Source organism: Serratia sp. BIGb0163, assembly GCF_024809935.1.
Taxonomy (GTDB): domain Bacteria; phylum Pseudomonadota; class Gammaproteobacteria; order Enterobacterales; family Enterobacteriaceae; genus Serratia; species Serratia quinivorans.
Genome location: NZ_JANUDZ010000002.1, coordinates 309,631 through 323,245, shown reverse-complemented (window position 1 = coordinate 323,245; position 13,615 = coordinate 309,631). Strand labels below are relative to the sequence as shown.

Genomic DNA, 13,615 nt, shown 5'->3' with positions numbered 1-13,615 from the left:
CTACTCCGTGTAGTGATTTCAGTTAAACCATTCATTGTTTAACGATGATATTTTCCTGCGATGGATCAACATGTTGCATCTGCAGTTTTTCAGTAGCGATGCGCTCTACCCGACTGTGGTCCCCAAGAGCATTCTCTTCCAGGATCAGGTTGCGCCACTCAATGTCCAGAGCATCTCGCTCTAAAACCAGCTGCTCGCGCTCGGCGGTCAGCAAACGGGTGCGGTGCGCGGTAGTCACCACAAAAACCGCTGACACCAGCGAGGCAATCAGCAAAATCAACGGGATCTTGGCGTTACGCAGCAGATCGCCGCCAATCACCCCAACCAGGCCGTGACGCTCATTACCAATCACGCGGGCATCCTCTCGGCAATACGCAGCACCGAGCTACGTGCGCGCGGGTTTTCCGCCACTTCGGCATCCCCAGGCATCATCTTGCCCAGCGCTTTCAGCGTGCGTCCGCCCATACTGCGCAATTGCGCTTCGGTCAGCGGAATACCGGCCGGCACCTGAGCGCCGCGGCTGTGGTGGCGCATAAAGCGTTTAACGATGCGGTCTTCCAGCGAGTGGAAACTGATCACCGACAGGCGCCCCTGTGGAGCCAGCACTTCCAGCGCGCCATCCAGCGCACGTTCGATCTCTTCCAACTCACTGTTGATGTAGATGCGGATCGCCTGGAAACTACGGGTTGCCGGGTGTTTGTGCTTGTCCCGGAACGGGCTGGCGTTGGCGATCAAATCGGCCAGCTGTTTGGTACGAGTCATCGGGTCGACCAGGTTTCTTTCCACAATGGCGCGAGCGATACGCTTGGCGAAACGCTCTTCGCCAAAGGTTTTCAACACCCAGGCAATGTCGTCGGCTTCCGCTTTCATTAGCCACTCGGAGGCTGACTGACCGCTTGAGGAGTCCATACGCATGTCCAGCGGCCCGTCACGCATGAAGGAGAAACCGCGCTCTGCGTCATCCAACTGCGGCGAAGAAACGCCCAGATCGAGTAAAATGCCGTCAATCTGCCCCACCAGTTCGCGTTCCCGCACATAGTGTGACAAATCTGAAAAGGGGCCGTGTACGATGCTAAAACGAGGATCTTCAATAGACTTGGCGGCTGCAATCGCCTGTGGGTCGCGGTCAATTGCCAGCAAACGCCCTTCCGGCCCCAACTGGGACAGAATCAGACGCGAATGGCCACCGCGGCCAAAAGTACCGTCGATATATGTGCCGTTACTGCGAATATTAAGGCCGTTAACCGCCTCATCCAACAGTACGGTGGTGTGTTTATAATTTTCCAACATGCTTATAGCGACAAGTCCTGTAGCCGCTCAGACAACGGTTCCTGAGTCGACTGTTCTGCGTCAATATCATCCTTGACTTGTTGATACCAGGTCTGTTCATCCCACAGTTCAAACTTGTTGAACTGCCCGACCAGCATCACTTCTTTGGTAAGCCCGGCGTGTTGGCGTAGCGTTGTCGCTAACAGCAACCGACCGGCGCTATCCATCTGACACTCACTGGCATGTCCCAACAGCAAACGCTGAACGCGGCGCTCGGCGGGATTCATACTCGACAGACGGGATAACTTTTGCTCAATAATTTCCCATTCGGGCAGTGGGTAAAGCAGTAGGCAGGGCTGGTGGAGGTCAATGGTACAAACCATTTGGCCTTCCGATTGCTCGTTCAGCAATTCCCGGTAACGGGTGGGTACGGCAAGCCGCCCTTTGCTGTCGAGATTAACCATCGTTGCTCCACGGAACATGCCTGAGCTACCCCTCCACGACCGTTTTCACCACTTTACCCCACAAATTCCCACATAATGGAGTTTACGGAGGGTATGAAAACCTTGTCAAGCCAGAGCGCCAGCGCTTTGGCAATATTTCTTCGGTCATTTTGGGAGCTGGCTCGCGAAAGGAACGCTATTTATTAGATGATTAAAAATTAACATCATGATAAACGGGGAGAAATTTCTAAGCGGAAAGAGCGTGATTAAAAACCTGACAAATTGGCGATTAATTAACTCAATACTTCCTTCTGCAATCGATGTCTCATTTTTTAGCTCGGCAATCACATCCCTGTAACCCGGTGCGACCCGCACCGGACAAGGCTCGGCGCAAACTCGCCCTAAAGCCGAAATAGGGCTTAAGCCATTGAGTTAATAACACTCAACGCTTATTAGGCTGCAGGCCGGCCGCTATTTTACTTCAATTAAAGCCTCAGTGATAAGTGCGCTGAAAAAATAAATGACTCGGATATTACGAGCAGAGCTAATTTCTATTTAAATCAATTTAGTAAGATTATTCTCAAAATACCTGTTTACAATTATGGTTTCATTTCCTTACATCATTTATTCCCACAATTTTTACTGTGAAAAATCGCCCGTTCGCAACAAATAATGCAACTCATTGTTTTTAATTGAATAGTTTGAATTCATCCATTTTTAATCCCTTCGCGCCATATTCCTCAGCCTGAGCTCAGCACAAAAACCACACAATGCCTTTAAATAAAAATATTCAGCTACTTAGCCAATTCAAGGCAGAAGTGTAAACTAAGAAAAGAATAAAAAACCAGATTTAACACCTTAAAAATAACAATTTAACAGAACATTAACCAATAATCATGGAGATTGCATCATGCTTTCGCCTGTTGCTCACTGGCGCAGCGCCGCTGCCGATACCTTTGCACTGGTGGTGTACTGTTTCATCGCCGGTATGGCGATAGAAATCCTGGTGTCCGGCATGAGCTTTCAACAATCACTCTCGTCCCGCTTGCTGTCGATCCCGGTAAATATCCTGATCGCCTGGCCCTATGGGCGCTATCGCGATCTGTTTATCCGTGTCGCCAGGCGCTTTCAACGCCAACCTTTTTTACTGCGTAACCTGGCCGATCTGTTGGCCTATGTCAGTTTCCAATCACCGGTCTATGCCGCCATCTTATGGAGCGTCGGCGCCGATGGGCAACAAATCATCACGGCGGTGACCAGCAACGCGGTGGTGTCGATGGCAATGGGCGTGGTGTATGGCTATTTTCTGGAATACTGCAGAAGGTTGTTCAGGGTAGCGGGCTACGTGTGAAGCAGGAGCGCAACGGGGCGCTCCTGTTTGGGTTTACTTCCGGCTAAGGCTGCCGCGGCGGAACAAATTACGGCGGATACGCGTCAGACCCGGCTTGGGTTTACGCGGCTCATCCAGGCTGGCCAGTACCAGTTCAAGCACCCGCTCGGCCACGTCACGATGGCGCTGAGCGACCGCCAGAACCGGACACTCAAGGAAGTCCAACAGCTCGTGATCGCCAAAGGTAGCGATGGCCAGATCGGTCGGCAAACGGCCACGTTGCTTCAGCGTCACATCCATCACCCCTTGCAACAAAGAGAATGAGGTAGTGAACAGCGCCTGGGGCATAGGATGGGTTTTCAGCCATTCGGCAAACAACACGCCGGCCGCCTCACGCTCATAGCTGTTGGCATACAGATAATCGACAGGTCGTTCGTCATCCTGCCAGGCTTCGCGGAAACCCTGCTCACGCAGGAAGCTGACGGAAAGCTCCGGCAACGCTCCCAGATACAGTACCGACTCTGCCGGGAAGGTACGAAGCTCCTGTGCCAGTGCGAAGGAATCCTCTTGGTCGGCCCCGACCACACTGATGAAATGCTCGCGATCCAGCGCCCGATCCAGTGCGATAATTGGCAGCGGATCATTGGCCCAGCGCTGATAGAACGGATGCTCCGGCGGCAAGGCGGTAGAAACGATTAACGCGTCGACCTGGCGTTGCAGCAGATGCTCAATACAGCGCATTTCGTTATCCGGCTGATCTTCCGAACAGGCAATCAACAGCTGGTAACCGCGTTGACGGGCCTGACGCTCCAGATAATTGGCGATGCGGGTATAGCTGGTGTTTTCCAGATCCGGTATCACCAGACCGATTGAACGAGTTCGCCCGGCGCGCAGCCCTGCCGCGACGGCATTCGGGTGATAGTTGTGCTCCCTGACCACGGCCATCACTTTTTCGACGGTTTTATCGCTGACACGATACTGCTTCGCCTTGCCGTTGATGACATAACTGGCCGTGGTGCGCGAAACGCCTGCGAGACGCGCGATTTCATCCAGTTTCACGTTAACCCCTTAATGACGCTGAAAATAGAAGTGAAAACCATGCTCGGATTAACCATCGCATCCTGTGCGGTTATTCAATCCAGCCTCTGCGATCTAACAGCAGAAAACACTGCCTAGCAACCGCTTTTGCCGAAAGGTGCCAGCAAACGGGCAAAAAACACCGAAAAACAAAGGGCGCAGCCTGGCCGCGCCCTCAGATTATGCCAATATCACGCCTCAGCGCATGATTTTATCGCCGCGCGACACGCCGACCACACCGGAACGCGCCACTTCAACAATTTCGGCCACTTCACGCACCGCACTCAGGAATGCATCCAGCTTGTCGCTGGTGCCCGCCAGCTGAACGGTGTAAAGCGTGGCTGTGACGTCAACGATTTGACCGCGGAAAATGTCGGCGCAACGTTTCACCTCTTCGCGGCCATAACCGCTGGCCTGCAGCTTCACCAGCATGATTTCACGCTCAACGTGAGCCCCCTGCACCAGTTCGCTAACGCGCAGCACGTCCACCAGCTTATGCAGCTGTTTTTCGATCTGCTCCAGCACTTTCTCATCGCCGACGGTTTGAATCGTCATACGTGACAAAGTGGGATCGTCGGTCGGGGCTACCGTCAGGCTTTCAATGTTGTAACCGCGCTGAGAGAACAAACCCACCACACGCGATAACGCACCGGATTCATTTTCCAGCAATACAGATAAAATACGGCGCATGATCAGGTCCTCTCCGTTTTGCTTAACCACATTTCGTCCATGCTTCCACCACGAATCTGCATTGGGTAAACATGTTCAGTTTCATCGACGGTCACGTCGACAAATACCAGGCGCTCTTTCTCGGCCAGCGCCTGAGCCAGTTTGCTTTCCAGTTCATCCGGCGTGCGAATGGCAATGCCCACGTGGCCGTAAGCCTCCGCCAGTTTGACGAAGTCCGGCAGGGAATCCATATAAGACTGGGAGTGACGGCCGGAATAAATCATGTCCTGCCACTGCTTCACCATACCCAGATAGCGGTTGTTAAGATTCACTACGATCACCGGCAGGTTGTATTGCAACGCGGTGGACAGTTCCTGAATGTTCATCTGGATGCTGCCGTCGCCGGTGACACACACCACGGTTTCATCAGGCAGCGCCAGCTTCACGCCCAGCGCCGCCGGCAGACCAAAGCCCATGGTGCCCAATCCGCCGGAGTTGATCCAACGGCGTGGTTTGTCGAACGGATAATAGAGTGCCGCGAACATCTGGTGCTGGCCGACATCGGAAGTGACATAAGCGTCCCCTCTGGTCAGCCGATGCAGGGTTTCGATCACTGCCTGCGGCTTAATGGTGCCGCTGTTTTTGTCGTAACCCAGGCAATCACGCGCACGCCACTGTTCGATAGCCTGCCACCAGTCGCGCAACGCGTCGTGATCCTGCGCTTTATCTTCCTGCGCCAGCAGCTCCAGCATTTGGGTCAACACCTGTTTGGCATCGCCGACAATAGGAATATCGGCGTCTACCGTCTTGGAAATTGAGGTAGGGTCAATATCGATATGCAGCACGGTAGCGTTCGGGCAATATTTGGCCAGGTTATTGGTGGTGCGATCGTCAAAACGCACGCCGACGGCAAAGATCACGTCAGAGTTGTGCATGGTTTTGTTGGCTTCATAAGTCCCATGCATGCCGAGCATACCCACGCTCTGGCGATGCGTGCCGGGGAAGGCCCCCAACCCCATCAGGGTACAGGTAACAGGCAGATTCAGCTTCTCCGCCAGTTCCAGCAGCTCTGCGTCACAGGCCGAGTTGATCGCCCCGCCACCGACGTACATAACGGGCTTTTTGGCCGTCAGAATGGTGTGCAGTGCCCGTTTGATCTGCCCGCGATGACCTTGCACCGTCGGGTTATAGGAACGCATGCTCACGTCCTGCGGATAGGCGTAAGGCATTCTCACTGCCGGGCCCACGATGTCTTTCGGCAAATCGATCACCACCGGCCCAGGGCGGCCGGTTGAGGCCAGGTAAAAAGCCTTTTTCAGTATGCCGGGAATGTCTTCGGTACGTTTGACCAGGAAACTGTGTTTCACCACCGGGCGCGAAATCCCGACCATGTCGCACTCCTGGAAGGCATCATAGCCAATCAGCGAGCTGGGAACCTGACCGGAAAGCACCACCATCGGAATGGAGTCCATATAGGCGGTTGCAATGCCGGTGATCGCATTGGTCGCTCCAGGGCCAGAGGTCACCAGCACCACCCCCACTTCACCGGTCGCACGCGCATAACCATCGGCCATATGCACCGCACCTTGCTCATGGCGCACCAATATGTGGTCGATCCCTCCAACCGTATGCAGGGCGTCGTAGATATCTAGTACCGCCCCGCCCGGATAACCGAATACATGCTTAACGCCTTGATCGATCAACGATCGGACGACCATCTCGGCTCCTGACAACATCTCCATGGGTTTGCCTCCAGGCTAACTTATTCTTATCTGGCACCGGAACGTGGCACCTGTTGTGGGGCAATACCCCAAAATTTTTATGGATTGACTATAACCCATTAACATAACGTCAGAAGATAAGGCAGGCAAACGGCAAAATGGCACAACAACAGAAAGGTTACTGACTACGGGCTGGGGATCGGGGATTTACAAAAACAATGCACTAGCCGCTGGCAAATCGGGCTAGGCATTGTTTCAGTCAGGCAGAGAATTACAGAACTATATTAGGCAAGAACGATGTTGATTTTTTAACCGGATAATCTGCCCCGGCAACAGGATTAAGTCTTATCCTGGTACATCGAGTCAATTTCACTCTGGTAGCGCTGCATAATCACCTTACGGCGCAGTTTTAGCGTTGGCGTCAGCTCACCCAACTCCATCGAAAAGGCCGCCGGCAACAGAGTAAATTTCTTCACCTGTTCGAACCGCGCCAACTCTTTTTGCATCTCACGCAGACGGCTTTCGAACATTTCCAGAATATGGCTATGGCGCAGCAGTTCAAGCCGATCCTGATATTTCAGGTTGATGGACTTGGCATATTCTTCCAACGACTCAAAACTGGGCACAATCAAGGCGGAGACAAATTTGCGGGCATCCGCGATGATTGCCACCTGTTCGATAAAGCGGTCTTGCGCCAGCGTGCCTTCAAGCATCTGCGGGGCAATGTACTTGCCGCCGGAGGTTTTCATCAGATCCTTAAGACGCTCGGTGATAAACAGATTTCCCCCTTCATCTATGGCACCGGCGTCGCCGGTCTTCAACCAGCCATCTGCAGTAAAGGAGGCGGCGGTTTCCAGCGGCTTATTGAAATAACCGCGCATCACCACCGGGCCACGCACCTGAATTTCACTTTCCTCGCCAATACGCACCTCTATCCCCGGCAGCGGCTTGCCAATCGAGCCAAAGCGGAAATTGCCCTCTTCCCAGCAGGAAACGGTGGCGCAGGTCTCGGTCATGCCATAGCCATATTTGATGTTAATGCCCATCGCCTGGAAAAACAGAATGACGTTGTCGTCCAGTTTGGCACCGGCGGCCGGCAAGAAGCGCACCCGCCCACCGAGGATGCCGCGTAATTTGCTCAGCACCAGCTTGTCGGCCCAGCGGTGGGAAAGATCAAACAGCTTGCCCAGTGGTTTGCCGGCACGTTCCTGTAAAAACTTGCGTTCACCACAGACAATCGCCCAATGAAACAGGGCACGACGCAACCAGGGTGCACGCGCAACTTTCTCGTGCACCGCACTGAAGATTTTTTCGTAGAAACGCGGTACCGCACACATCAGCGTCGGACGTACTGCCGTCATGGCTTCACGCACCCAGTCGGTATTCGGCAAGAACACGTTTTGCGCGCCGGAATGCATAATGAAGAAGCTCCAGGCACGTTCGAACACATGCGACATCGGCAGGAAACTGAGAGAGACATCTTCTTCATTTACCGTCAGCCGCCCATCGTGCAGATAAAGCTGTGCCGCCAGGTTACGGTAATCCAGCATTACCCCTTTGGGTTCGCCGGTGGTACCGGAGGTATAAATCAGCGTGAACAGATCCTCCAGGCAGCAATCGGCAATGCGTTGCTGTAACTGCGATTCAAACGCCGCCAGATCGGCTGCGCGCTCAAAGGTGCTCAGGTGCTGAGCAATCTCACAGCCACGCAGATCGGCGTCATCATCAAATACAATAATGTGGATCAGTTGAGGGCAGACACCGCGCAACGCAATGGCGGCGTCCAGTTGAGCCTGCTCGCCAACGAACAGAATGCGGATATCCGCGTCATTAATGATAAAAGCCGCCTGGGCCGGCGTATTGGTGGCATACAGCGGTACGCTGACCCCACGTAACCGCAGCACGGCCAAATCCGCCAGCGACCAGGCCATGCAGTTATTGGCAAAGATCGCGATACGTTCCTGCACGTCGGTGCCCAAAGCCAACAGCGCACTGGCGATGCGGTTGATATGCGTATCGACCTGTCGCCAGGTCAGTTGGCTCTCGCCACTGGGAGACCATTGGCGAAAAGCGGTGCAATCGGCACGCTGGGAAATTTGGTGCTGTATACGGTGAGTTAAATGGTATTGCAGCAGATTATTGATCATAGCGCCCTGAGCCTGAAATGAATCAAACAGTTAGCGTTGAGCAGGACATCTGGCTCTGCGTCTCAGCTTACACGTGTTTACTTTTTTTCGCGCAGTCTACCTACTCCATGGCGGCGGGAAAAGAGATTTCAGCGTAGAAGTGTGAGCTAAAACTCAGGTTAATTTCACCGCCTCCTCCAGTTGGACAGAAGGGTGATGAAAAGGTTTTATTTAGCTCACAAAATGGGTGTTCAACAGGCAGCGATGGAAACAGATAAAAACACCAGATGTAATAAATATCTCAGCACATAATTTTATAATGATAATTTTTAATGAAACTATCGAAATCTTTCGGAAGCGGTTAATTTAACACAGTTAAGCCAAGATATATCTTAGATAAACCCAAGATAATTCTTAACCAAAGCACGGGAAAATTATTCCCCCTATGGAAAACCACCACCTCGGGGGGTAATAATAGGCTGATTTATTCAGTCAACTCAGACTGGCCAAGCATCAGTTTCATCCATTGATGTCCCTTATCCCGTTCAGCCGACTCATGCCAGGACAGATAACAGGTCACCTTGTTTTCATTCCAGGGTAAAGGAATAAAACGCAGCTTTAAGGATTCAGCCTGCTGTCGAGCCAGCCAGGCCGGAACAATGGCAATCATGTCAGTACTGGATACTATATTCAGTACGCTGTATAAATCAGTACATTGTTGAGCCACGACTCGTTGCATAGCTTCTTCTATATAGTAGGGCTTACTGAAAGAATAAAAGCTCTCGAGTGAAACCACCGCGTGTTGCTCCGCCAGGATTTGTTCCGGCGTAATGGATTTTTCTATCCTCGGATGCTTCCTGGAAAATACCAGCACCAGCTCGTCATCAAAAAGCGCCATACTTTTAAACTCTGAAGACTCAAAACTGGCATAGCCAACAACGAACTCAACCTCCTGGTAGCGTAATTGGTTATCGATGTTATTGGTTATATATGACTTTATTTTCAAATGGGTATGAGGCGCTATTTCCCTCATGTGATTGATTATGGTAGCCCCCAAACGCAAATCAAGCGGACTGCAAATGGCGATAGAGAAAGATCGCTCACTGCTAAAGGGTTCAAACTCCGCTCCGGGCAGCTCATTTTGCACCAGCTGTAACGCCTGCCGAACCGGGCCAAACAGCTGCTTAGCCCGCACCGTAGGCTGGATCCCACGCCCACAGCGGACGAACAGCTCGTCATTAAACATCAGCTTTAAACGTGCAACGGCGTTGCTCACCGCCGGCTGCGACATCCCCAAAAAGCTCGCTGCCCGGGTAATATTCTGCATCTGCATAACGGCATCAAACACGGTGAGCAAATTCAGATCGACGCTGCGCAAATGCAGTTCGCTGGTTTCTTTATCGATAACAACTCCTGAATTACATTCCGACATATCCCACTCCACTAAGTCCTGTGTAGATAATTCCCCACGCGCAATAAAAATGACAAAACAGCGCCATCTTGATTTCACACGGTAGAATTAGTTATCTCTCGCTCCGTTCATTTAAAACCAAGCGCAAGAATCATCCTATATACAAACATGGTTAAGATTTTGTTCTAATACACACTGGGTTTATTTTCTAACAAAGAGTCATCTCGCACACCATCAAAATAGCCCCATTGTAGTAGCCCATCACCACACTATCATTTACCGTTTATATTTAATCAAACGATTAAATACAGCATGCATAACCGCCCTCTATTCATTAACGCCCATAGTTTTCCAACACCAGTCCGCCTTATGAATAATTCACAAAAAACATAGCTGACAGCAACATATTGATATCAAGAATACAAAATCCACACTTTTAATTTTTGGCTAGCACGCCTTCAGCAGTTTTGCATCTTTAATTTTAACCCAATCAACATCAGAAGCAATTGCGGCGATATATATTCATTTAATTTATGCTAACAGGCTCGCAAATCCCCCATTACTTTTTATCTGACAATAGCATTTTTTACCGAACTATCCTCTGCCAGCAAAAGCCCGTTAATCTGGAGGTAAAGGAGTACCCTCATTTTCAATCAGGTGTTGACATAACCAAGCCAATAACGTATCAAATTAGGCAACGAAACTATTTTAGAGAGCTGAACCGCCATGAACTCTACTTTCCGTCTACTAGGCCTACTACTTAACGCATCTTGTTTGCGCGGTATGCCGGTGGACGCAGTTCAGAGCTGATTCAGCCCACCTCATAACAAACCCGCGCTACTGCGCGGGTTTTTTTTTACCCGCTTAGCGTGAAATAAACACGATAAGGAACCACCCTGATGAGCCAACAAGTCATTATTTTCGATACAACGCTGCGTGATGGTGAACAAGCGCTGCAAGCCAGCCTGAGCGTGAAAGAGAAGATTCAGATCGCGATGGCGCTGGAAAGAATGGGTGTCGACGTCATGGAAGTCGGCTTCCCGGTCTCCTCGCCGGGCGATTTTGAATCTGTGCAAACCATCGCGCGCCAGATTAAAAACAGCCGCGTATGTGGCCTGGCCCGTTGCGTGGATAAAGATATCGACGTCGCAGCCGAAGCGTTGCGCGTAGCCGAAGCCTTCCGTATTCACGTGTTCCTGGCCACCTCAACCCTGCATATTGAATCAAAACTGAAGCGCTCGTTCGACGAAGTGCTGGAGATGGCGATCCGCTCGGTGAAACGCGCCCGTAATTACACCGACGACGTAGAATTCTCCTGTGAAGACGCAGGCCGTACGCCAATCGATAACCTGTGTCGCGTGGTAGAAGCCGCGATCAACGCCGGTGCCACCACCATTAACATTCCGGATACCGTGGGCTACACCACGCCGAACCAGTTTGGTGGCATTATCACTACCCTGTATGACCGCGTACCGAATATCGATAAGGCCATTATCTCCGTCCACTGCCACGACGACCTGGGTATGGCGGTCGGCAACTCCATCGCCGCGGTGCAGGCGGGTGCTCGCCAGGTCGAAGGCACCTTGAACGGCATTGGTGAACGCGCAGGCAATACCTCGCTGGAAGAAGTGATCATGGCGATCAAAGTGCGCCAGGACATCATGAACGTGCACACCAATATCAATCATCAGGAAATTTTCCGCACCAGCCAAATCGTCAGCCAGCTGTGCAACATGCCGATCCCGGCCAACAAGGCTATCGTCGGTTCCAATGCCTTCGCCCACTCTTCTGGCATTCATCAGGACGGCGTGCTGAAAAATCGTGAAAACTACGAAATCATGTCACCGCAGACCATAGGTCTGAAAGATGTGCAGTTGAACCTGACCTCTCGTTCCGGCCGCGCCGCAGTGAAACACCGTATGGAAGGGATGGGCTACAAAGAACAGGACTACAACCTGGACAACCTGTACGCCGCCTTCCTGAAGCTGGCCGATAAGAAAGGTCAGGTGTTCGATTACGATCTGGAAGCTCTGGCCTTCATTAATAAGCAGCAGGAAGAACCCGAGCATTTCAGCCTGGACTACTTCAGCGTGCAGTCAGGCAGCAGCATCATGGCCACCGCATCGGTGAAATTGATCTGCGGTGAAGAAGAAAAAGCCGAAGCGGCCACCGGCAACGGGCCGGTTGACGCGGTTTATCAGGCCATCAACCGCATTACCGGATACCCGATCGAACTGGTGAAATACCAGTTAACCGCCAAAGGCCAGGGCCGTGACGCACTGGGCCAGGTGGATATCGTGGTGTCCTACAACGGCCGCCGCTTCCACGGCGTGGGTCTGGCGACCGACATTGTAGAATCCTCCGCCAAGGCGATGGTTCACGTATTAAATAATATTTGGCGCTCCCAGCAGGTAGAAAAAGAAAAACAGCGTCTGCAGCAAAGCAAACATCAAAATAATCAGGAAACGGTGTGAACATGACGAAGACCTACCACATTGCCGTCTTGCCCGGAGACGGAATCGGCCCGGAAGTAATGGCCCAGGCGCGTAAAGTGTTGAACGCAGTGCGTCAGCGCTTTGATATCCGCATCACTGAAGCCGAGTATGACGTCGGTGGCATCGCCATCGATCGCCATGGCAGCCCGCTGCCTCCGGCTACCCTCGCCGGTTGCGAGCAGGCCGATGCCATCCTGTTCGGCTCGGTCGGTGGCCCGAAGTGGGAACACCTGCCACCGGCAGAGCAGCCTGAACGTGGCGCTTTGCTGCCGTTGCGTAAACACTTCAAACTGTTCAGCAACCTGCGCCCTGCCCGTTTGTATCAGGGGCTGGAAGAGTTCTGCCCACTGCGAGCCGATATCGCCGCACGTGGTTTCGATATTCTGTGCGTGCGTGAACTGACCGGCGGTATTTACTTTGGCCAGCCTAAAGGCCGCGAAGGCCAGGGTATGCAGGAACGCGCCTTCGATACCGAGGTGTATCACCGCTTCGAGATCGAGCGCATTGCACGCATCGCCTTTGAGTCTGCCCGCAAGCGTCGCAACAAAGTGACCTCGATTGATAAGGCCAACGTACTGCAAAGCTCCATTTTGTGGCGCGAAGTGGTTAATCAGGTCGCCCAGGATTACCCGGACGTGTCGCTGTCACATATGTACATCGACAACGCCACCATGCAGTTGATCAAAGACCCGTCCCAGTTCGACGTGCTGCTGTGCTCCAACCTGTTCGGCGACATTCTGTCCGACGAATGTGCGATGATCACCGGTTCGATGGGCATGCTGCCTTCCGCCAGCCTGAACGAACAGGGCTTTGGTCTGTATGAGCCGGCCGGTGGCTCAGCGCCGGATATCGCGGGTAAAGGCATTGCCAACCCAATCGCCCAGATCCTGTCTGCCACCCTGCTGCTGCGTTACAGCCTGGGCGCCACAGAGGCGGCCGACGCCGTTGAGCACGCCATCAATCAGGCACTGGAACAAGGTTACCGTACCGCCGATCTGGCCGGTGTCGGCCCAGCCATCAGCACCGATGAAATGGGTGACATCATCGCCCGCTTTGTCGCTCAGGGGGCATAAC

At 52.6% G+C, this 13,615-nt stretch carries 11 protein-coding genes; 3 read left to right on the top strand and 8 right to left on the bottom strand.

Annotation, left to right across the window (positions count from 1 at the left end; translation table 11 throughout):
- Positions 1-31: 31 nt before the first annotated feature.
- From ftsL to mraZ, 3 genes are read right to left on the bottom strand one after another with little or no spacing between them, the layout of a single operon-like run.
- Entirely contained in the window at positions 32-352 is a 321-nt protein-coding gene (gene ftsL, locus M2406_RS12420) for a cell division protein FtsL (RefSeq protein ID WP_012005204.1), read from the bottom strand.
- Positions 349-1,290, bottom strand: coding sequence for a 16S rRNA (cytosine(1402)-N(4))-methyltransferase RsmH (rsmH, locus tag M2406_RS12415; RefSeq protein ID WP_218217820.1), 942 nt, complete (start codon positions 1,288-1,290; stop codon positions 349-351). The genes ftsL and rsmH overlap by 4 nt, the downstream gene beginning before the upstream one ends.
- A gap of 2 nt (positions 1,291-1,292) precedes the next feature.
- Positions 1,293-1,751, bottom strand: coding sequence for a division/cell wall cluster transcriptional repressor MraZ (mraZ, locus tag M2406_RS12410; protein ID WP_012005202.1), 459 nt, complete (start codon positions 1,749-1,751; stop codon positions 1,293-1,295).
- An 871-nt stretch (positions 1,752-2,622) separates the two neighbouring features.
- Between mraZ and M2406_RS12405 the strand changes: the two genes are divergently transcribed.
- A complete protein-coding gene (locus tag M2406_RS12405) occupies positions 2,623-3,063 on the top strand; it encodes an L-alanine exporter AlaE (RefSeq protein WP_012005201.1) in 441 nt (146 codons plus the stop codon).
- A gap of 33 nt (positions 3,064-3,096) precedes the next feature.
- Here the strand turns inward: M2406_RS12405 and cra are convergent, their stop codons facing one another.
- From cra to leuO, 5 genes are all read right to left on the bottom strand, one after another.
- The gene (cra, locus tag M2406_RS12400; RefSeq protein ID WP_012005200.1) at positions 3,097-4,101 is read right to left on the bottom strand and encodes a catabolite repressor/activator; all 1,005 of its coding nucleotides are present in this window, start codon (positions 4,099-4,101) and stop codon (positions 3,097-3,099) included.
- A gap of 216 nt (positions 4,102-4,317) precedes the next feature.
- On the bottom strand, positions 4,318-4,809 hold the full coding sequence (gene ilvN, locus M2406_RS12395) for an acetolactate synthase small subunit (RefSeq protein WP_004932806.1): 492 nt from the start codon (positions 4,807-4,809) through the stop codon (positions 4,318-4,320).
- Positions 4,810-4,811: 2 nt separating this feature from the next.
- Positions 4,812-6,530, bottom strand: coding sequence for an acetolactate synthase 3 large subunit (gene ilvI, locus M2406_RS12390; protein ID WP_012005199.1), 1,719 nt, complete (start codon positions 6,528-6,530; stop codon positions 4,812-4,814).
- 317 nt (positions 6,531-6,847) lie between these two features.
- A complete protein-coding gene (locus M2406_RS12385) occupies positions 6,848-8,656 on the bottom strand; it encodes a long-chain fatty acid--CoA ligase (RefSeq protein WP_012005198.1) in 1,809 nt (602 codons plus the stop codon).
- A 463-nt stretch (positions 8,657-9,119) separates the two neighbouring features.
- Positions 9,120-10,067 carry a transcriptional regulator LeuO gene (gene leuO / locus M2406_RS12380; RefSeq protein ID WP_259190213.1) on the bottom strand — a complete coding sequence of 316 codons (948 nt, stop codon included), beginning with the start codon at positions 10,065-10,067 and terminating at the stop codon, positions 9,120-9,122.
- 878 nt (positions 10,068-10,945) lie between these two features.
- On the opposite strand from leuO, the gene leuA reads away from it, so the two are divergent.
- Together leuA and leuB are read left to right on the top strand one after the other, a co-directional pair.
- Positions 10,946-12,520 (top strand): 2-isopropylmalate synthase, encoded by a 1,575-nt coding sequence (gene leuA, locus M2406_RS12375; RefSeq protein WP_012005196.1) that lies wholly within the window; start codon positions 10,946-10,948, stop codon positions 12,518-12,520.
- Positions 12,521-12,522: 2 nt separating this feature from the next.
- Positions 12,523-13,614, top strand: coding sequence for a 3-isopropylmalate dehydrogenase (gene leuB / locus M2406_RS12370; RefSeq protein WP_012005195.1), 1,092 nt, complete (start codon positions 12,523-12,525; stop codon positions 13,612-13,614).
- The last annotated feature ends 1 nt before the right edge of the window (position 13,615 follow it).

Bases quoted from the DNA above. Each gene is read 5' to 3' on its own strand.
- rsmH (WP_218217820.1), bottom strand. From the start codon at position 1,290: ATGTTGGAAAATTATAAACACACCACCGTACTGTTGGATGAGGCGGTT.
- M2406_RS12385 (WP_012005198.1), bottom strand. From the start codon at position 8,656: ATGATCAATAATCTGCTGCAATACCATTTAACTCACCGTATACAGCAC.
- leuA (WP_012005196.1), top strand. From the start codon at position 10,946: ATGAGCCAACAAGTCATTATTTTCGATACAACGCTGCGTGATGGTGAA.
- M2406_RS12405 (WP_012005201.1), top strand. From the start codon at position 2,623: ATGCTTTCGCCTGTTGCTCACTGGCGCAGCGCCGCTGCCGATACCTTT.
- mraZ (WP_012005202.1), bottom strand. From the start codon at position 1,751: ATGTTCCGTGGAGCAACGATGGTTAATCTCGACAGCAAAGGGCGGCTT.
- ilvN (WP_004932806.1), bottom strand. From the start codon at position 4,809: ATGCGCCGTATTTTATCTGTATTGCTGGAAAATGAATCCGGTGCGTTA.
- ilvI (WP_012005199.1), bottom strand. From the start codon at position 6,530: ATGGAGATGTTGTCAGGAGCCGAGATGGTCGTCCGATCGTTGATCGAT.
- leuB (WP_012005195.1), top strand. From the start codon at position 12,523: ATGACGAAGACCTACCACATTGCCGTCTTGCCCGGAGACGGAATCGGC.
- leuO (WP_259190213.1), bottom strand. From the start codon at position 10,067: ATGTCGGAATGTAATTCAGGAGTTGTTATCGATAAAGAAACCAGCGAA.